At 52.6% G+C, this 19,182-nt stretch carries 14 protein-coding genes and 1 pseudogene; 7 read left to right on the top strand and 8 right to left on the bottom strand.

Going from position 1 to position 19,182, the window contains the following annotated elements; all coding sequences use genetic code 11:
- Nucleotides 1-85: 85 nt before the first annotated feature.
- Together JMJ04_RS35720 and JMJ04_RS35715 are read right to left on the bottom strand one after the other, a co-directional pair.
- Entirely contained in the window at nt 86-1,234 is a 1,149-nt protein-coding gene (locus JMJ04_RS35720) for a sigma-70 family RNA polymerase sigma factor (protein ID WP_201375141.1), read from the bottom strand.
- 320 nt (nt 1,235-1,554) lie between these two features.
- Nucleotides 1,555-1,746, bottom strand: coding sequence for a hypothetical protein (locus tag JMJ04_RS35715; RefSeq protein WP_201375140.1), 192 nt, complete (start codon nt 1,744-1,746; stop codon nt 1,555-1,557).
- Nucleotides 1,747-1,943: 197 nt separating this feature from the next.
- Here JMJ04_RS35715 and JMJ04_RS35705 point away from each other — a divergent pair.
- The 4 genes and pseudogenes from JMJ04_RS35705 (at nt 1,944) to recD2 (ending at nt 9,239) form a co-directional block, all read left to right on the top strand.
- Nucleotides 1,944-2,674, top strand: a pseudogene (locus JMJ04_RS35705) (chemotaxis protein CheB).
- Complete coding sequence (locus JMJ04_RS35700; RefSeq protein WP_201375137.1) at nt 2,667-2,993, top strand: hypothetical protein; 327 nt, start codon at nt 2,667-2,669, stop codon at nt 2,991-2,993. Before JMJ04_RS35705 ends, JMJ04_RS35700 begins: the two are co-directional and overlap by 8 nt.
- Before the next feature lie 150 nt (nt 2,994-3,143).
- Nucleotides 3,144-6,893 carry a CheR family methyltransferase gene (locus JMJ04_RS35695; RefSeq protein ID WP_201375136.1) on the top strand — a complete coding sequence of 1,250 codons (3,750 nt, stop codon included), beginning with the start codon at nt 3,144-3,146 and terminating at the stop codon, nt 6,891-6,893.
- A gap of 72 nt (nt 6,894-6,965) precedes the next feature.
- Nucleotides 6,966-9,239, top strand: a complete 2,274-nt coding sequence (gene recD2 / locus JMJ04_RS35690) for an SF1B family DNA helicase RecD2 (protein WP_201375135.1) — start codon at nt 6,966-6,968, stop codon at nt 9,237-9,239.
- Between the two features lie 88 nt (nt 9,240-9,327).
- Here the strand turns inward: recD2 and JMJ04_RS35685 are convergent, their stop codons facing one another.
- The 3 genes from JMJ04_RS35685 to JMJ04_RS35675 form a co-directional block, all read right to left on the bottom strand.
- Nucleotides 9,328-9,723, bottom strand: coding sequence for a PAS domain-containing protein (locus JMJ04_RS35685; RefSeq protein ID WP_201375134.1), 396 nt, complete (start codon nt 9,721-9,723; stop codon nt 9,328-9,330).
- Between the two features lie 401 nt (nt 9,724-10,124).
- Entirely contained in the window at nt 10,125-10,619 is a 495-nt protein-coding gene (locus JMJ04_RS35680) for a hypothetical protein (RefSeq protein ID WP_201375133.1), read from the bottom strand.
- 224 nt (nt 10,620-10,843) lie between these two features.
- Nucleotides 10,844-11,689: a DUF4352 domain-containing protein gene (locus JMJ04_RS35675; RefSeq protein ID WP_201375132.1), complete on the bottom strand. Its 846-nt coding sequence runs from the start codon at nt 11,687-11,689 to the stop codon at nt 10,844-10,846.
- 286 nt (nt 11,690-11,975) lie between these two features.
- Between JMJ04_RS35675 and JMJ04_RS35670 the strand changes: the two genes are divergently transcribed.
- Complete coding sequence (locus tag JMJ04_RS35670; RefSeq protein WP_201375131.1) at nt 11,976-12,455, top strand: aminoacyl-tRNA deacylase; 480 nt, start codon at nt 11,976-11,978, stop codon at nt 12,453-12,455.
- 89 nt (nt 12,456-12,544) lie between these two features.
- Here JMJ04_RS35670 and JMJ04_RS35665 read toward each other — a convergent pair whose 3' ends face one another.
- Entirely contained in the window at nt 12,545-14,473 is a 1,929-nt protein-coding gene (locus JMJ04_RS35665; RefSeq protein ID WP_236038811.1) for a S53 family peptidase, read from the bottom strand.
- Between the two features lie 360 nt (nt 14,474-14,833).
- Between JMJ04_RS35665 and JMJ04_RS35660 the strand changes: the two genes are divergently transcribed.
- A complete protein-coding gene (locus tag JMJ04_RS35660; RefSeq protein WP_201375130.1) occupies nt 14,834-15,109 on the top strand; it encodes a hypothetical protein in 276 nt (91 codons plus the stop codon).
- 80 nt (nt 15,110-15,189) lie between these two features.
- Here the strand turns inward: JMJ04_RS35660 and JMJ04_RS35655 are convergent, their stop codons facing one another.
- Both JMJ04_RS35655 and uxaC read right to left on the bottom strand, forming a co-directional pair.
- Entirely contained in the window at nt 15,190-15,558 is a 369-nt protein-coding gene (locus tag JMJ04_RS35655) for a YtxH domain-containing protein (RefSeq protein ID WP_201375129.1), read from the bottom strand.
- Nucleotides 15,559-15,648: 90 nt separating this feature from the next.
- Nucleotides 15,649-17,070 carry a glucuronate isomerase gene (gene uxaC / locus JMJ04_RS35650; RefSeq protein ID WP_201375128.1) on the bottom strand — a complete coding sequence of 474 codons (1,422 nt, stop codon included), beginning with the start codon at nt 17,068-17,070 and terminating at the stop codon, nt 15,649-15,651.
- A gap of 248 nt (nt 17,071-17,318) precedes the next feature.
- Here uxaC and JMJ04_RS35645 point away from each other — a divergent pair, with 248 nt between their 5' ends.
- Entirely contained in the window at nt 17,319-19,124 is a 1,806-nt protein-coding gene (locus JMJ04_RS35645) for a M3 family oligoendopeptidase (RefSeq protein WP_201375127.1), read from the top strand.
- Nucleotides 19,125-19,182 lie beyond the last annotated feature (58 nt).

Raw genomic sequence — 19,182 nt, 5'->3', positions numbered from 1 at the left:
AAGCCAGCTTGGACCCTACAATTTAGAGGAGAAAAGTTCGGGGTAATAGAGAGATACTCTCGCTCTCCTGAAAGGAGCGAGAGTATCATAGAAGGAAGTCTTGTAACTGGCTATCGCAGCCTTGCCGAAGTTTACTAAGGGCTTTCGTTTCCAGCTGGCGTACTCGCTCACGCGAGAGGTGAAGCGCCTCGCCTATATCCGCGAGAGTATGGTTTTCGCCATCGCGGAAACCGTAGCGCAGCTCGATAATTGAACGTTCACGCTCATTGAGATGCGCGAGAAGCTCTCCGATAGAGGCACGCATTTGTTGATGAGCCACTGTCTCTTCAGGTACTGCAGCATAGGGATCATCAAGCATGTCGCCCAGCGAGATCTCGCTCTCGTCATCGAGAGGCGTGTCCAGGCTGAGTGTACGTTGCTGGTGTTGCAAGAGTTCACGTGTGGCCTCGATATCCATTCCCATGGCTTGCGCCAGCTCCTGAATATCGGGTTCACGCCCCAGCTTCTGGAAGAGGAGTGAACGCGTCTTGGCAAAGCGTCCCATCGTCTCTACGATATAGGCTGGTAGGCGAATGGTGCGACCACGATCAGCGATTGCCCGGCCGATTGTGTGGCGAATAGACCAGGTCGCATAGGTGCTAAAGCGGTAGCCAAGCGTATAGTCAAACCTGTCGACCGCAGTCATCAGGCCAATGTTTCCCTCTTGAATCAGGTCTGATAGCGATAGCCCACAATGCATATACCTCCTGGCGATGCTGACGACGAGGCGCAGGTTGGCCTCAATCAGGCGTGCGCGCGCCTCTTCTGCCAGGTGCATAATACGTTGACGGGGAAGCCTGTGGGCCTGCTCAGCCTGCCAGGCCTCCTTTTTTCCCTGGGTGATATATTTGGCCAGGGCTATCTCTTCCTCGGCACTTAAAAGGGGAGAGCGTCCCATTTCTCCGAGGTAGAGGGTTAAGAGGTCGTCTGCGACCTCTGGCTGGCTTGCTGATTGTTCTGGTGTATGCTCCTCTATAAGAGGTGTATCTATCTCAGCTTCAACTGGAAGCTGGCTATTATCTTGTTCCTCCTCCCCCTCTTCCAAAAACCACTCTTCTGGCGAGTCACTTGTTAGCCTTTCATCCTGAGGCATAACGGTGGAATATGAGAGAGGAGATCTCTCTGTCTGCTGTGTTTGTTCTGAAACATGAGGTATCTGTTCCACACGTTCCAGAGGTGTCATGACGTGTGACATAGAATCTCCTTGAAAATCATCAAAATTATTCATGGTAAGAAGGCTTTTCGCCAGTAGAAAAGCGAATGTATAAAAAATGCAAAGGACGAGTGTCCAGAGGGCTCTTCTCGCTAAGACGAGGAGCCCCTAAAAGCGCTGCTCAACAGCTATGATGGGGTGATGTATCTGTTAAATGCTCAGTGGTAAATTGGGGGCAGGTATGAAAACGTTCTATATACATAGTTTATTCCATATCTGCAACTATTTTTGGGCATGAGAATAGGAAGTGAAGATACCGCAAACACCTTCACTTCCTATTCTCATGCCCAAAAATAGCTATGTTAATGTTTTTTGGTTTTCTCTTCTATGCGTTTGGCATAGTTGGGATCGCGTGTAGCTTCAGGATCAGTTGCCATACCCGCAGGTGGTTGCTCCGTCTGGGCCTTTTGATCGCCCTTGGGGTGCTCTGAATGCTCCTTTGCGTGCGCGGCTTTCTTCTCCTGGTCGTCATGTTGCTTATCAAGCTCGTGCATAAGATCTGTCAGCCCTCTCTCTACTCTACTGTTGTAGATGGTTATCGAAGCTTCGAAAGAAACACGAATAGAATTGTATAGAAGGTAACATTTTGCAAGAGAGAGAAAAAAAACTTTTTGTGTGAGTAAATCGTGTATTTCTTTGTAGACCTGGTTATAGTAAGCCAGGAAATAGAGGTTGAAAGTCGGGGTACAAGATGGCAGGCCACGATATCATTGTTATAGGGGCATCAGCGGGCGGCGTGGAGGCATTAATGCATCTCGTACGAGATTTGCCGCCGACGCTACCAGCCTCGTTATTTATTGTCTTGCATATCTCGGCTGACGGCCAAGCCGCTTGCCAGATATTTTGAGCCGTTCTGGCCATTTGCCAGCGGTGCATCCAGTTGATGGCGCACCGATTGAGCATGGCAAAATTTATATTGCCCCGCCAGATTATCATATGTTGCTTGAGGAGGGGCGTATTCATATCGTACGAGGGCCGAAAGAGAATCGGCATCGGCCGGCCGTAGATCCCCTCTTTCGCTCGGCGGCGCATGCCTATGAGAGGCGCGTCGTGGGGGTGGTGCTTACGGGCGGCCTGGATGATGGAACGTCAGGGCTTTTTACCATTAAACACAAATGTGGTATCGCGATTGTGCAGGACCCGCGGGATGCCCTCTACCCAAGTATGCCTCAAAGTGCTCGCGAATACGTCGATGTCGACTACACGTTCCCGCTCAAAGAAATTGCACCACTTCTCACTCGTCTCGCACATGAGCCTGTGACAGATGGAAGTTTGCAGGTTCCGGCAGTACCCCTGAGCGAGTGGAAAGAAGAGAAGGTTACAACCATGGAGCAAAATGACCTCCAGAAGGAAGAACTGAACGGAAATCCCTCGGTTTTTTTCCTGTCCCGAATGTGGTGGCGTGCTCTGGGAAATGCATGATGGAAGGCTGCAACGTTTTCGCTGTCGCGTGGGTCATGCCTTTTCCACAGAGAGTATGTTGCTTGAGCAGTCCGAATCCTTAGATAAGGCTCTCTGGATGGCCTTGAAGACCCTTGAAGAGAAAGTGGAGTTGCTCCAGCGCCTGACCAATAACGCACATGAGCACGGTAGAGCTTTACTGGCGCATGGCTTTGAGGGGCGCTTGACGGAGGCGAAAAGACATGCTCAGACGTTGCGCCATTTGCTAGTCGAAGGGGGACTGAAGCTCTCAGAACCTGAGATGGCGCGAGAACTTGAGGCTGAGCCGCCTATGGAATGAAAGCCCCACAAATTTTTTACCTCTACAATGCACTTCTCTCACAAAATGATTGACAGGCCTGAGAAATAGTTCTATAGTGAAGATCGGCGGCGTATGTTGTCAATCCAGGATTTCTGCATCCTTTTTTAGTTGGAAGCGAGCGTTGTCTCAATGAAAAAAGATGAACAGCAGAAGGAGTCAGCTACGGGGAACCTGATCGTCGTAGGGTCTTCGGCGGGAGGAGTGGAGGCGCTTTCTATATTTGTTAGTACCCTTGCAACCGATTTTCCAGCTCCTATTGTCCTTGCGCAACACCTCGAACCGAACCGCCCAAGTTCACTAGATACCATTTTGCAGCGTCGTACTCAACTTCCAGTGGAAATGGTGATGTCGAGTAGCCGCCTGCAAGCTGGAAGAATTTATGTTGTGCCATCTGATCGCCTGGTCAGTATCCGTGATCATTTTGTTGAAGTGCAGGAGAATCATTCCAGACGCCCACGACCATCAGTGGATATCTTGCTTTCTACGGCGGCCGAGGCCTATGGTGAGCAATTGATTGCTGTAATCCTGACAGGCTCTGGCTCGGATGGATCTGTCGGCGCGGTGGATGTCAAAAATAGAGGAGGAGTGGTTGTGGTGCAAGATCCGCAGACGGCGCGCTATCCCTCTATGCCTCCGTCACTACCACCTACTATTGTTGATTTTGAGCTTTCCATCGAGAAAATTGGCCCCTTTCTTCAGGAACTCTTAACCGGTGAGCATCTCCAACAGGTGGAGGCGCGAACTGAAGATGTTCTGCACGATATTCTTGAGCAGGTGAGCCGCCAGGCCAGTATTGATTTTCGACCTTACAAGACATCGACTATTTTACGACGCATCGGTAGGCGCATGGTCGTGACTCATAACCGGAGTATGCGCGAGTATGCCCAATATCTTAAGACTTACCCGGCGGAGATAGGTGAACTGGTCAAGGCTTTTCTCATTAATGTGACGCAGTTCTTTCGTGATGCCGAGGCTTTCTCCTATTTGAAGAGCGAGATCCTGCCCAAACTCATCAAGCGTGCGCGTGAACGGGATCGTGTTTTGCGCTTCTGGACAGCAGGGTGCGCGGCAGGAGAAGAGCCCTACTCGCTGGCGATGTTGCTCACCGAGATGCTGGGCGCGGAGATGCTGGAGTGGAGCATTAAGATCTTTGCTACCGATTTAGATGAGGCTGCGATCAACTTTGCGCGCAGAGGCGTCTATGGGGAAAACCTGCTTAAGGGCACGCCTAAAGAGTACCAGGATCGTTTCTTTGAGTATACCGATCATGGCTATCGTATCTCTAAAGCCTTGCGCCAGATGGTGATCTTTGGTCAGCAAGATTTGAGCCGGAGCGCCCCCTTCCCACGTATTGACCTGGTGCTGTGTCGCAATGTCCTTATTTATTTCACTCCTGAACTCCAGGAGTACGTACTCAATCAATTTGCCTTCTCCCTCTCGCCTGATGGCTACTTATTTTTAGGGAAAGCCGAGACAGTCTGCCCAATCCAATCCTTTTATGAGCTTATAAATAAACAGTGGAAGGTATATCGCTGCATTGGGAATGGACTTCCTTCAGTGCGCCGCCAGATTCTTACCGATAGAACGGCTTCCCACATGGAGGGGCAATCAATGAAGCAGCAGAATAGAAATATGGGGAAACAGCATAACGAACATGAAACCACAACGCTTCCATTAGAAATAGGCCAGCTGCGACGCTTCAACGAACTGCTCCTCCGCTTCTTGCCCATTGGTATTGTGGTCATTGATCGCTCGTATCGCATCCTGACTGTCAATGGAGCGGCACGGCGCTTGCTGGGATTGCGTGAAGCGGGAACTGACCAGGATTTTCTGCATGCCGTGCGGGGCATTCCCTATCACGATACACGCGCCGCCATTGATGGCGTTTTTCGTGAGCGCAATGCGGTCAACCCTATGGAGGTAGAACTAGATACGACTGTGGGAGGTAACGGACGCTACATAAGCCTCTCTATTTCATTAATGCAAACCGAAGCAGGCTCGCCTGACCTGGCGGTGGTCAGTATTACAGATGTGACACAACAGGTGCAGTTTCGCCGACAGCTAGAGACGATTCAGGCCGAGCAAGCACAATTGATGAGCGAACTGGGAATCGCTAATAAACGCCTGAGCGATGTCAACAAAGAACTGATGGATGCCAATGAGGAGCTCCAGGTCGCCAATGAAGAATTGATGCTGACGCACGAGGAGTTGCAGGCCAGTATTGAAGAGTTAGAGACCACGAATGAAGAACTACAGGCCACCAACGAAGAGTTAGAGACCACCAATGATGAACTGCGCGCCCGTAGCGGTGAGTTGCAGGAAATAACCGCGACACTGGAAAACGAGCGTACGCGACTCGCGGAAATGGTTGCGTTAGCTCCCTTTTATATCCTGGTGCTGCGTGGGCCAACCCTGGTCATCGATGCCTATAACCCCCGTTACGCGCCTCTTCTTGAAAAGCGGCCTGTGCATGGACGCGCCCTTGACGAGGTCCTCGATATCTTTTTTGATCAAGGGATAGAAATGCTGCACCTGGCGCGCGATGCGTATCGCTTCGATACAGTACGAACGTTAGAACGCGTGCTCCTTTCGCAGTCAGGAGATGAGGCAGGCGAGCAGGCGGAGGCGTATTTCACCTATACCCTGGTTCCCTCGCATGATGCGAGTGGTAAAGTAGATGGGGTTATTGTCTATGCTATTGATGAAACCAAAAAGCGTTTATTAGAAGTTGAGCATGAGCGTGAGCAATTTGAGCTTATCTTCCATAACTTTCCCGCCGGAGCATTGGCCCTCTTTGATGCACAATCGCATCTGTTGTTGATTGCCAGCCCTCGCTATCTTGAGAGCGTGGCCCATATGACTGGTTATCCTCAGGATACGCTTATTGGTCGAGCCTGGGAAGATTTACGCCTGGCCCTTTCCTCGGAAGAACGGATCACCCTTTGGGAGCAGGTGCTTGCAGAACGTAAAGCCACGCGCATTCCAGAGCTTTCTGTTATTGATGAGGAAGGCCATAACAGGATTATTTGGGACTATACTTTAACTCCGATTGTAGATAATCAGGCTGATAAGCAGACGCCAGAGCGCGTGCGGTATATGCTCCTGGCTGCAGTTGAAGTAACTGAGCAGGTGCAGGCACGTGAGGATATAGAGAAACTGGATAAGTTAAAGGATGAGTTTATATCCCTGGTAACGCATGAGTTGCGAGGTCCTTTAACTTCAATTCTGGGTAATGTGCAGATGCTCCAGAGGATGCAAAATAGGCAGAAAAATTCTGAACTAGAGCGTAGTCTGCAGCAACTCGACCAGGAATCAGATATGCTGGAAAAGGTTGTCTACCAGGTGAAGCGCATGAACAAGCTCATTGCCGAAATGCTCGATGTGGCGCGCATACGAGGAGAGGTCTTTGATCTGCGTGAGAGGCAAGAAGTTAACATTGTAGAGTTGATTCGCCAGGTAATTAAGCAGTATGAGGATATTACGCAGCAAGGCCGTATTGTGCTTGAAATACCAGAAGAGGAGCTTGTGGTTTCTGCTGATAGAGATCGCATTGAGCAGGTTTTGCATAACTTGATCTCGAACGCCTTGAAATACAGCCCGGCTGATGCGGAGGTCAAAGTAGAGGTAACGCGCTGCCAGCAGGGGAAGCGTAACGAGGTGGTTGTAGCAATACATGACAAGGGCCAGGGAATCTCTCAAGAAGATCAAAAGCACCTCTTCGAGCGCTTTTATCGTGCTCATCATGAGCGCGATAAAGTAGAGGGATTGGGCTTAGGGCTCTATATCACTCATGCCATTATCTCTCAGCATAAAGGCCGCATCTGGGTTGAAAGCCAACCAGAACAGGGGAGTAGCTTCTATTTCTCGCTCCCTTATTAGTGGCGTGAACTTTCTCCTGGCTGTGCTATACTGTTTGTATCACTCTTTGGCGCAAAAGAAAGCAAAAGTGGCATGCCATCCTTCAATTCCGAACAACTAGAATCGCATAACAACCAATCCCCCCAACCAAAACGCGAGTATATCCAGGGAACTGTTGAGCGTGTGACGTACCACGCGGAAGACTCAGGCTATACCGTCGCGCGCTTCCACGTTCCTGGACGGCGTGACTTGGTGACGGTCGTTGGTCGCTTTCCCGCGATAGCCGCCGGGCAGAGCCTGCGCCTCACCGGCTTCTGGCGTGAGCACCCCAAGTATGGCGAGCAATTTCAGGCGCTCTCCGCTCAGGAGACGAAGCCCGCCACCCTGACCGGCATTGAAAAATACCTGGGGAGCGGACTCATCAAGGGAATTGGACCCGTGACGGCGAAACGCATTGTGGCCCACTTTCAGCTTGATACACTGGAGATTATTGAGCAAACGCCAGCGCGCCTGGTGGAGGTGCCTGGGATTGGGGCCTCGCGCGCGCAGAAGATCGCCAGCGCCTGGGCGGCACAAAAAGCCATTAAAGAGGTCATGATCTTCCTCCAGGGACACGGCGTCTCCCCTACCTATGCCGTGAAAATCTATAAGCAGTACGGCGATGAGGCCATCGAGATCGTTTCCAGGAATCCTTATCAACTCGCCACCGATATTTATGGCATTGGTTTTATTACCGCTGATACCATTGCGCGCAACCTGGGGATCGCGCCTGACGCAGATTTTCGTTACCAGGCGGGAATCCTGCATATTCTCGGCCAGGCCTCGGACGAGGGGCATTGTTTTCTGCCAGAAACGGTCCTTGTCGAGCGCGGTGTGGAACAACTAGCTCTGTCCGAGTTTCCCGTTGCCGCCGAGCGCATCCTCGCTCTGCTTGGACAGATGGTGGAGGCGCAGGAACTAATCGCCCAGGCAGGCTATGAGGACCTGGCGCAGGAGCGTATCTACTACTCACCAGCCTTTTACCATACTGAGGCGGCATTGGCGCAGCGTCTCTCCACGTTTGTGCGTCATCCAGTGGAGGTGGACCAGGCGCGTGTCCAGCGCTGGATTGAGGGGTATACACAGAAGAAAAGCATCGAGCTTTCAGAGGAGCAGCGTCATGCAGTGGAACTGGCCGCCTCTTCACGCCTGCTCGTCCTGACTGGCGGACCTGGCTGTGGCAAGACGTTTACCACGCGTACTATTGTGGCCCTGTGGAAGGCCATGGGCAAGTCGCTGCTGCTGGCAGCCCCCACGGGACGCGCGGCCCAGCGTCTCGCGGAGGTCAGTGGGCACGAGGCGAAGACTGTCCATCGCCTGCTCGCGTTTGATCCTAAGACGATGGGCTTTCGCCATAATGAGGAGAATCCCCTGGTGGTAGATGTCCTGGTCGTGGACGAGGTTTCGATGCTGGATCTCTTCCTCGCGCACTCGCTTTTCAAGGCCTTGCCGTCTCATGCCCAGATCCTGCTAGTAGGGGACAGTGACCAGTTACCAAGCGTGGGGCCAGGCATGGTACTCTACGATATGATTGCCTCGCGCCAGGTGCCAGTGGTGCGTCTAACCTCGATCTTCCGCCAGGCGGCGGAGAGCCACATCATTATGAACGCGCATCGTATCAACGCCGGACAGTTTCCTCAACTTACTCCCACAACCAGGTTTAGCGCTTCGGACTGCTTATGGCTGGAGGCGGCGGAGCCTGAGCTGGGAGCGGAAGGCATCGCGCACCTGGTGCAGCAGTACCTGCCCGCGCACGGAATCGACCCGGTACGCGAGGTCCAGATCCTCTCACCCTCTACACGGGGCGATGTCGGTACCCGCCAGCTCAACGCCCTTTTGCAGGAACTACTCAACCCGCGACGATATGGGGTCGCTGAGCTTGCACGCGGTAGTGGCTATTTGCGTGTGGGAGATCGCGTCATCCAGCAGGTCAATGACTACCAGCGCGAGGTCTTTAATGGCGACCTGGGCACGATTAAGGCCATTGATGTGGAGGAGCAAGAACTGGTGGTGCAATTTGCCGAGCGCGAGGTGCATTATGACTATGCCGACCTGGGCGAGCTCTCCCTGGCCTGGGCCATAACCATTCATAAATCGCAGGGCAGCGAATATCCTGTCGTCATTTTGCCCCTCTTTACGCAGCACTATATGCTCTTAAGTCGTAACCTGCTCTACACCGGCCTGACACGAGCACAGAGGCGTGCTATTCTCGTTGGCCCTACAAAGGCAATTGGTATGGCTGTCAACCGTATTCTGGATCGTAAGCGCTATACTGCTCTCGCGGATCGCCTCAAAGGAATACCAGAGACCACGTTCGAGGCATCATAAAACAGGGCTGTGCTCAAGCATATGGTAGTTTTGGAAGTTTTGATGTAGTGTCTCAAGGTAGGAGGTACAAGGTGGTAGAAGCGATCTTCTAGCCCAGAGGGAGCTCACGACAGATTAAGAGCACAGAGCGAATCGTGCCATCTTCCTGGTAGAGGGGAGTCCCCAGCACATGCACAAAATGAGTTTTTTTATCAAAAGTGCGGATAAACACATCCATTGCTTTGGGTCCCATCAACACTTCGCCACGAAAGACATGGCTTTGCGGCCAACGCGTATCAGGTAAGAGACGCCCTCGCTCATCATAGATTTCAAAGAGCGGGCCCATTAGCCATGCTTGCTCAAGGGGAAGGCCTTCTGGCAGGGAGAGTAAATGATAAGCCTCCCGGTTCATATGACACAGCCCATTATCCTCGACGATAAATATGGCATCTTTCAGTGTGTTCAGGAGCACATCCCGTTGTTGATCGGTGGTGGGTCCTCTCACATGTTGCTCCCTTCTACTACACACGCACACAACTATGTCTCGCTTAGAGCACGAAGCTTGGAGGCCAAAAAGTTTCGCTATGACCATGTTTAGGTACAACGTAACATGTAATACGTCTACACATATGTTACATATACAATAATCGACAGTTACTAAGCATAAGAGAGGGTATTGGATGCTATTTTTCGGGATGGATATATCGCGGCCCCCTCTGGTCCTGGGCATATCTATCGATAAATATGCAGCTAGGAAGGCTGCGACGCGTGGTCATACCTGGCATAACCCCGTCTAGCATACTGTAGATGGCGCTATAGCAGAGTGGTAGAAAGGTGATATCAAGGGAGAAATAAAATGGGCGAGGGAGGTGTTGTATACCTCCCTCGCCCACAAACAGCATTCTTTTAGAGTAAGCCACCATGATTGTTATTGTTGTTGTTGCCACCGAATGCGCTACCCAGTGGATTGCCCTGTCCGCCCAGGAAGCGATTGGCCGCATAGGCCGCCACACCTGCTACTGCGACCTTTGCAAGGGGGCTACTGAGCGCGCCACCGGGGCCAAAGATCTGTTTCAGCAGGTCGGGATCTTTCTGCTGAGTATAACTGGTCACGCGCGCGGCCTCAGCAGGCGACATCGAATAGGGATCTGTATTTTGTACTCCCGCCTGCTGAGGGGAGAATCCCCGTTGTGTCAATCCACCAAGCAAATTCTGCAAGAGTCCACCGCGTTGCTCAGGTGGCATCTGCGCATAGACCTGCTGATGGGCCTGCTCTAGCTCCTGTGGCGAGGCCTGCTGGGCAAACTGATTATAGTTCTGCCAGGCTTCCTGGTGGGGGATCTGGTTATAGTTTCCTTGCTGCCAGGCGTTCGCATATTGTTGCTGATTCGTAAAATTCATAGACATTACACTCCTTTATCATGCAGCTTTTCTTTTTATTTTGCTTAAAGCATCGGCCTTGCATTTAAGAATGTCTCCCTTTCCACGCTTTAAGGCAAATAGAAGTTTCAGTGAGAATCTGCCAGATTCTCACTGGCTAAAGAGAAACACTACCATACAAACAAAAGAGCCGGGATACCCCGGCTCTTTTGTTTGTATGGGTTTGTCTATGCTTGACAACGAAATTAGATGTTGATATCCCAGATGGTTTGTCCACTCTCCATGATATCGTTGTCAAACAGGAAGGTGAATTGTTTCTGGTTGGCGGGCACCTGATAGACGAGGTCACCTCTGACCTTATCGCCGGTGGCAACCTTGCCATCAGGTGGATTGGAAACGCTAGAGCTCAGGAAGGCGCTCTTGGCCTCGGTTCCATCAGCCTCTCTTAGTCTAAAGTTGAGCAGGCTACTGATGATCTGCTCTTTAGCGCTAATATTGTGTGTCGTGACATTGATGATAATAAAAATATTGCCAGCATCGGGCTTGAGATAGTCCTCGCCGTTAGAGGTCTTCACAGAATTAACGGTGACCTCCCATGTATCGCCCGTTTTGACGGTCTGGCCTACCGTATAATGTTTGCTGCCCCCTGATGACTGATTTGTATCGGGCGTGCTTCCAGTATTCGTATCGTTGTTGCTGCTGGTAGTGGCAGTACTAGTAGCGCTTGTGATAGTGTTAGAGGCGCGGAAAGCCAATGCGGTGATGACGCCGCACGCTACCAGGACGAGCAGTAGGACAACGCCTCCAATTGCCAGTCCCTTGCCAAGACCGCTCTTCTTTGGCGGTTGCTGAGGATAAGGTGGATAACCTGGCTGTGGGGCATAGGGCGAATAGGGTGCCTGCATCTCTGGTTGAGGATAGGGCGGATAGGGCTCATGTTGGCCAGACTGCGGTGAATACGATGAATAGGGTGCCTGCGGATCAGACTGTGGTGGATAAGGCGCATAAGGTGCCTGAGGTGGATAATCAGGCTGTGAGCCCTGGTAGGGCGGTTGATAGGGTGGTTGTGGGTATTGTGGATAATCGCTCAAGAGAATTAGCCCTCCATAGTTATGAATGTGGTTTCTTTAGGTATAAACGAACCAGCCTACCAATTGTACAATGCGAGTTTTACCTGTTTATAGGTAATAGCCATGAAGAGTAAGGTTTAGTACTCAACCTTGCTCTTCATTTCTCTATCTCTGTAGTGCAAAGCAAGGACGTTTGAGGCTATACAAGGTACAGTTACGCCTCCATTTTATACTGATATTGCCCGCCTCAGATAGACAGTAAATATGCGCAAGTGCTTTTCAGTAGCTGAGAAATGGAGGTGTTTCAATGCAGTGTAAAGAGCGACTGGAGACCTACCTTCAGGAACAGCATGTGCCTTTTCATGAGCAGCAGCATGAGCGGGCCTTGAGCGCTCAACAGGTTGCGGAGTGCGAGCACATTTCGAGCAAGAAGTTTGCCAAGGAGGTCATTGCCTTTGCCGATGGCAAGATGATCGAGCTGTCGCTTCCCGCCTCATATTATGTGGATCTTGAAAAAGTTCGCACCGCGCTGGGGGCTAAAGAGGTGCTTCTGGCACAGGAGAAGGAACTGGCTGATGCCTTCCCAGATTGTGAAGTTGGCGCTATGCCTCCCTTTGGGAATCTCTACGGTTTACCCGTCTATGTTGAGAAGAGCCTGACAACACAGGAGGAGATTACCTTTCCCGTTGGGACGCATACAGAGACTATGAGCGTGCGCTATGCCGACTTTGCGAACCTGGTGCATCCTCATGTCATGGAGTTTGCGCGCTCTAGCTCAGCAGTTTAGTAGTTAGTAGTAGAGAACGTGGGTAATGGGCTGGCATAACCAGCCCATTACCCACGTTCATGCTTTTTTATACCAGTATAGAGGATGTGCTACCAGTTAGGGCCATAGCCGGGGTAGCCGCTATTGCCACCGGGGTAGCCGTTATTCCCACCAGGATAAGGGTAACCGCCACCGGGGTAGCCCGGATAGCCAGTGTTGCCACCATTCGTAGAGCCGCTGGTATTGGGGTTACAGTTGTTATGGCGATATCCGCGATGATAGCAAGGAGGATTGGTATCTCCGCCAGTGTTACCACCGGTATTGGTGCTACCACTGCCACTGGTGTCGCCACCAGTAGTCGTGCCAGTGCTGTCGCCGCTGGTTGTGCTATCGCTCTTAGCCGCGAGGTCGCGAGCGATATTCCAGGCGTCGGGGGTACCCATGCCAGTGGCCATGTCGTAGCCCTGCGCGGCCTTGTAGTACAGGTTATTGCCGCTGGTGACGTCGTGGTAGGGAGCATACTGCTGCTGATTTTTGTACAGGCTATACAGCGCCTCGTGTCCACTGCCTAGAGTTGGCTTGTTCTGAGCTTGCAGGTACTGGTTGACGTTGGTAGCGATACCGGCCCAGAGAGGGGCCGCAGCACTGGTGCCACCAACGATGTCCCAGTGACCCTGAATGTAGAGTGAGTAGCCGCTATTAATATCGGCGTCTGCCGATATATCGGGCACAGCACGTTTAGCATTCGACTGTACGCCATCCTGGTAGGCTGGACGGCTGAAGTGCTGGCTGATGCCGCCACCGCCGCCACCAACGCGCTGACCGCTTGGAGAGCTCCACGCCGACTCGCTGGCATAGGTGTTATCGCTATTAATGCTCAGTTTCGTGCCACCCACACCCACGACATGGGGATCGCCGGCGGGATAATCGACGTTGAGCTGTTTGTCGTCACAGCCATAGGCCCCGGAGTCGCCTGAAGCAGCGAAGAAGGCTTGTCCCTGGGCCACGCCCTGTTTGAAGACGTTGTCCATGGCGTCGACGAGGGCTGTGCCAGTATCGCGCTCACACTGACCCCAGCTAATGCTAATCACCTTAGCGCTATTGTCGCTGACAATGCGGTTATAGATGTCCAGGGCACCATTCGCGCTGTTGGGACCAATGTAGACCTTCTGCGTCGCCTGGGGTGCGATAGCCGAGAGGACCTCCATATCCAGCTCAACCTCGGGTGCGCCGCTGCCCGCCGTATTTCTGGCGCCATCAATCAACACATTTGAATATTTGGTTGAACCCAGGTTGTAATGCTGAAGATATGTATTCACATTGCTGGGAGTGTAGCCATCCAGCTCGAAGAGCGCTACTGTCTGACCCTTCCCATTGTAACCCGCGTTCAAGAGTGGGTTGATATTATATGCCGCACGCAGCTCGGCTGGCGTATAGCCACCAACGGGACCGCTGCCAGGGACGGCGCTGGCACGAGGCGCGAACTGGGCAAAGTGACGATAGTGGGCGATAGAGTCCAGGCCCGAGACATGCAGGACCACATCACCCAGCTCAGCAGGCACTGATGGCTCATCTGTAGGTGCATAGACTACCTGCCCATCGATCTGGTAATCCGAGATCGAGACAGCGAAGGCCTTCTCTGCATTCTCCATGCTTCCACTCATGCTGATCAGCTGATGATTGGAAGAAACGTTGTCTATGCTTAAACCATTAGCCCGCAAATAATCGCTTACGCGCTCAATAGTCTGTTCATCGGGTGCGAAATGTTCCGTAAAGTATTCTGGCGTAATATAACGGTGATACAAGGACGAATGGGGGTCATTCTGTGCGGCTATCAGTGCATCCAACTGTGCCTCATTACGTAGGCGTAGTGAGACTGCAAGGTGCATGCTTTGATGACTATCCGCGGCGTGCATTGGCTTGTACTGCTTCAGCACTGGAGCAATATGTCCCCGCATCGTATAACGGGGCGCAGACTTGGCGTGAGCCGCTGTTCTCTGGGCCGCAATCATGGCGGTAACCAGTAGGAGCAGCATCATAAATGTAGCTGGGAAAGTCCATTTCCATGAAGTCGACTTCGTGTTCCTCCTCCGCATAGTGCCTCGCTTCCTAACCATAAACAGACTTCAAGAGGTCGCAACACAGCGTTTCTACACACGCCGGCCAGCCAGAAGGGCTGGCTCAAGAGTATATGTTTCTTATAGCTGTGCCTTGCCTACAGGATACATTGATATATCTTGATACACAATGAAATAAAAAATAACAGCACAAAAGTACTAATAGAAATTTTTGTATGCCTGAAAGTGTGAATGTAAATCTTGCATCTGGCCAGAATATAGGCTATACTTATTTTTGTTACATTGGTACATTGGTAAAAAGATAGCGAAAAGGAGAAATGTATGGAGCAGGCAGACAAGAGGCATGGTAATCAGGATATCGTGGTAGAGCGTGTGCAAACAGGTATGCGCATGGAGAAGCGTATGGTGAAGGTTCTTAAAGGGCTTGCGGAGTATCTGGATATGTCACTTGGTGATCTTATGGAGGGCATTGTCCTGCATGCCTTTGCTGGTGAGGCACCCTTTGGCCCACAAACCCAGGAGCAGATTCAGCGCTTGAAGGAGGTCTACGGCATGGATTATGGAGTCGATGCCAGCCACCACCTGCGCGAGGAGTAATACCAGGCACAAAGTGAAATTCACAAAGTATGTAGGGTCCGTGCATGCACGGACCCTACATACTTTGTGAATTTCACTTTTTAGCGCTCAAAGCGCTTATCGGGCCGTCTCTTAATATCAGGTTCAGGTGGGGTGATGACAGTATGGGGAGTGGGTTCCTCTTTCGGGATGAGCGATGGACCCTGTCCCATTGTCGAAGTCTGTTCTGTTGACCCTGGTCCACGTTCCATACGTGGTTCCTGGGAGAGCGAGACCCGGCTTTCACTCTCCAGACTCTTTGGCTGGTTCAGGAAGCGCTCGCTTAGCATACGGCGCATCTCTTCGCCTTTCTTTGGGGCGACGAGCAGACCTACGCCAACGCCAACGAGAATGCCATTCATGAACTTACCCACAATAATGCCCCTTTCTCTAAGTATTACCTGCCAGTGCTCCACGCCAGCTCTTTCCATAAAGACCTTCTTCTCATGGAGCCCTCACTTCAGGTGACACGTAGAGAAAGCGGGAAAAGTTCTATGCCCAGGCTGAACTTTAGGATGCTCCTATGCCTCCAATTTGTAAGCCTTTTTGGCCAGCCGATAGGCCAGGTCGACTATCATTTCAGCGGCGTCCTCTTCATCAATGATGCCTCGTACCACCAGACCAGCCAGCCAATCCGCACTGGCGCGCCGCCACAGGTCATGGCGCGCTGGAATAGAGGGATAGGCGCGGGTATCGTCATTGAAGCCCACCGTATTGTAGATACCAGCCGTCTCTATAATGTTATCGAAGAAGCGGCGGATACCATTCAGGCTATCAAAAAACCACCAGGGAGGCCCCAGGCGCAGGGCTGGATAGTGTCCTGCCAGCGGCGCGAGTTCCCGGCTATACGTGCTCTCATCGAGATTGAAGACAATCAAGGTCAGGTCGCGCTCGCGTCCAAAGGCATCGAGCAGGGGCTTTAAGTTATGCGTAAACTCGCTTGCCGTCGGAATGTCAGCGCCCATATCGGCTCCAAAGCGCTCGTGAAGCAGAGCGTTATGGTTACGATAGCTGCCGAGGTGTAGTTGCATGACGAGACCATCTTCGACACTCATGCGAGCCATTTCAATGAGCATATGGCCCGTAAAGCGGCGTGCGTCATCAGTCGAGGCCTCACCCCGCAAGGCACGCTGGAAGATACGCTCGGCCTCGGTCTCACTCAGGTGCTCGGTATAGGTAGAGGTCGCACCGTGGTCTGTGGCGGTAGCCCCCATCTCCTTAAAGAAGCGCCGCCGCTGCTCAAGCGCGGCAATATAGGAGCGATAGCCGCTAATCTTGCTAGCCGAGACCTCGCTCAGGCGTTCTATATTGGCCGCGAAGTGCTGATTATCGATATTGACCACCGCATCAGGGCGGAAGGTAGGGATGACGCGTCCACTCCAGCCAGACTGGCGAATGGCTCGGTGATGATCCAGGGTATCCGTAGCGGCGTCGGTGGTCGCGAGCACTTCAATGTGAAAGCGCTCAAACATCTGGCGCGGCTGAAAGACTGGACTACGCAGCTTCTCTTCAAGGAGGTCATAGATTTTTTGCGCATTAGCGGAGTTCATTTTCTCCTCAATGCCAAAGATATTGCGTAGCTCGTCGCGCAGCCAGAGGCTGGAGGGCGTGCCACGGAAGAGATGCCAGTGGTCGCAGACGGTCTGCCAGATCTGGCGATGATCGGGCGGGGTGAAGAGGCTCTCCTGTGCCTTGGGAGTTATACCCAGCTCCTCTAGCGAAATACCCTGGGAGTAGAGCATACGGAAAATATAATGATCGGGGATGATCAGGAGATCGACAGGACTCCCCCAGCCATAGCTGCTTGCGGCAAGCATCGCCGGATTGACATGACCATGAACGCAGACAAGTGGCAGATCCTTGACCTGTGTATATAAATTCAAAGCAACTCGGCGTTGCGCAGGATCAGGAGAGAAGAAGCGTTCTTCTTGGAGTTGCATCATTGTTTCTCCTTCTTTACGACATTTTCTAGAAATTTGGACTCACCATTTTACAATTCTACAGTCCTACAATTCTACAGTTTTACAGTTTCCAGGAAAACACATATTTTGCCAATGTGCAAGCCGCACTGCATTGCGAAGTGGCCTGTGTACTACATACAGAAGCGAAAGAACTTGTAGGGTCCATGCAGATCGCGAGGCTCCATGCTACAATAGCAGTATTGAGGATGGAAAAGGAGATATGACCGTACGTGACTACTACACAGAAGCTTCCCAATTGGGATATGACCGTGATCTATCCTGGCCTGCAAGCGCCTGAGTTTGAGCAGGGCTTTGTCGCCAGGATACGCGAGATCGATGAGCTGGCCGCGCTCTTCGATCAGTACCAGGTGGCCGAACGCCCGGCGCTGGTGGTAGATGATGCCCTGGCGCAGGCCTTTGAGGCCGTGCTGGCGCGCTACAACGAGGTGCTGGAGCGCAGCGAGACCCTATTTACCTACATCAATTGCTTTGTAGATACCAATTCGGAGGATACGCTGGCTCAGGCGAAGCTGAGTGAGCTGATGAACGCCTATGTGCGCCTCTCGCAGTTGGGGACGCGCTTCACGGCCTGGATTGGCTCGCTGGATGTGGAGGCGCTACTCGCTAAATCCGAGCAGGCGCGTCAACACGCGCATCTCTTGCGCCGCGCCCAGATTCAGGCGCGCCACCTGATGTCACCTGCCGAGGAGATGCTGGCCTCTGAGCTGAATGTGAGTAGTGGCCTGGCCTGGAGTCGCCTGCATGGCAACCTGACCTCGCAGCTCAAGGTAACGCTGGAGCTAGAGGGCGAGACGAAAGAGTATCCCATGAGCACCGTGCGTAACATGTCATACTCTCCAGATCGCGAGGTGCGCAGACGCGCCCACGAGGCTGAGCTCGCTGCCTGGAAGAGCGTGTCTGTTCCCCTGGCGGCCTCGCTGAATAGCATCAAGAACGAGACAAATGTGCTGGCGGATAAGCGTGGCTGGTCCTCCGCGCTGGAGGCGACGCTCTTCCTGAATAGCATCGATCAGCAGACGCTGGACGCCATGCTGGAGGCGGCTCGCGAGTCCTTTCCAGATATGCGGCGCTACCTGAAGGCCAAGGCACGTGCTCTGGGCCTGGAGAAGCTGAGCTGGTACGATCTAAACGCGCCAATCAGTAAGAGCGAGAAGAACTGGTCGTACGAGGCGGCGAGCCGGTTTATTATCGAGCAGTTTGGCAGCTTCTCGGAGCGCCTGGCGGACCTGGCGCGGAGCGCGTTCAATGAGAACTGGATCGATGCTGGACCGCGTCCAGGTAAGGTCGATGGCGCCTACTGTGCCGGGCTACGGCGTGGGGAGTCGCGTATCCTGGCGAACTACTCGCCCTCCTACGAGAGCATGAGCACGCTGGCACACGAGCTGGGCCATGCCTATCATAACCTGAATATGCGCGAGCGCACGGCTCTACAGAGCGGCTCGCCCATGACTCTGGCGGAGACCGCCAGCATCTTCTGCGAGACCATTATCCGCAACGCCGCGCTCAAGGACGCCAATAAGCAGGAGCAGATGGCTATCCTCTCCTCGTCGCTCCAAAGCTCGTTTATGGTGGTAGTAGACATCACCAGCCGCCTCCTCTTTGAGCAGAGCGTCTTTGAGAAGCGTAAGCAGCGTGAACTCTCGGTGGATGAGCTGAACAACTTGATGCTGGATTCCCAGCGCCAGACCTATGGTGATGGCCTGGACGAGGCCGAGCTACATCCCTACATGTGGGCGGTCAAGGGGCACTATTATAGCAGTGATTTTCCCTACTATAACTATCCCTACATGTTTGGCCTGCTCTTCGGCCTGGGTCTCTATGCACGCTACCAACAAGACCCCGAAGCTTTCAAGCAGGGCTATGACGAGTTGCTCTCCTCAACCGGCATGGCGAACGCAACAGAACTGGCGGCTCGCTTTGGCATTGATATCCGCTCCAAAGACTTCTGGCGCTCCAGCCTGGCCATCGTACGCCAGGATATCGAGCGCCTCGAAGAGCTAGTTGATACCCTCTAGTATAGAGTAAGGGGGTGTGGTGGTGGATTGGCCCCGTCAATCCACCACCACACCCCCT

The organism is Ktedonobacter robiniae, assembly GCF_016587375.1.
Lineage (GTDB): Bacteria > Chloroflexota > Ktedonobacteria > Ktedonobacterales > Ktedonobacteraceae > Ktedonobacter > Ktedonobacter robiniae.
Note: the sequence above shows the minus strand (reverse complement) of the source record. Positions and strands in the feature narration are given on the sequence as shown.

Excerpts from the sequence above, each read along its gene's own strand:
- JMJ04_RS35720 (WP_201375141.1), bottom strand. The coding sequence starts at position 1,234 with ATGTCACACGTCATGACACCTCTGGAACGTGTGGAACAGATACCTCAT.
- JMJ04_RS35715 (WP_201375140.1), bottom strand. The coding sequence starts at position 1,746 with ATGCACGAGCTTGATAAGCAACATGACGACCAGGAGAAGAAAGCCGCG.
- JMJ04_RS35700 (WP_201375137.1), top strand. The coding sequence starts at position 2,667 with ATGCATGATGGAAGGCTGCAACGTTTTCGCTGTCGCGTGGGTCATGCC.
- JMJ04_RS35695 (WP_201375136.1), top strand. The coding sequence starts at position 3,144 with ATGAAAAAAGATGAACAGCAGAAGGAGTCAGCTACGGGGAACCTGATC.
- recD2 (WP_201375135.1), top strand. The coding sequence starts at position 6,966 with ATGCCATCCTTCAATTCCGAACAACTAGAATCGCATAACAACCAATCC.
- JMJ04_RS35680 (WP_201375133.1), bottom strand. The coding sequence starts at position 10,619 with ATGAATTTTACGAATCAGCAACAATATGCGAACGCCTGGCAGCAAGGA.
- JMJ04_RS35670 (WP_201375131.1), top strand. The coding sequence starts at position 11,976 with ATGCAGTGTAAAGAGCGACTGGAGACCTACCTTCAGGAACAGCATGTG.
- JMJ04_RS35665 (WP_236038811.1), bottom strand. The coding sequence starts at position 14,473 with ATGATGCTGCTCCTACTGGTTACCGCCATGATTGCGGCCCAGAGAACA.
- JMJ04_RS35660 (WP_201375130.1), top strand. The coding sequence starts at position 14,834 with ATGGAGCAGGCAGACAAGAGGCATGGTAATCAGGATATCGTGGTAGAG.
- JMJ04_RS35655 (WP_201375129.1), bottom strand. The coding sequence starts at position 15,558 with ATGGAAAGAGCTGGCGTGGAGCACTGGCAGGTAATACTTAGAGAAAGG.
- uxaC (WP_201375128.1), bottom strand. The coding sequence starts at position 17,070 with ATGATGCAACTCCAAGAAGAACGCTTCTTCTCTCCTGATCCTGCGCAA.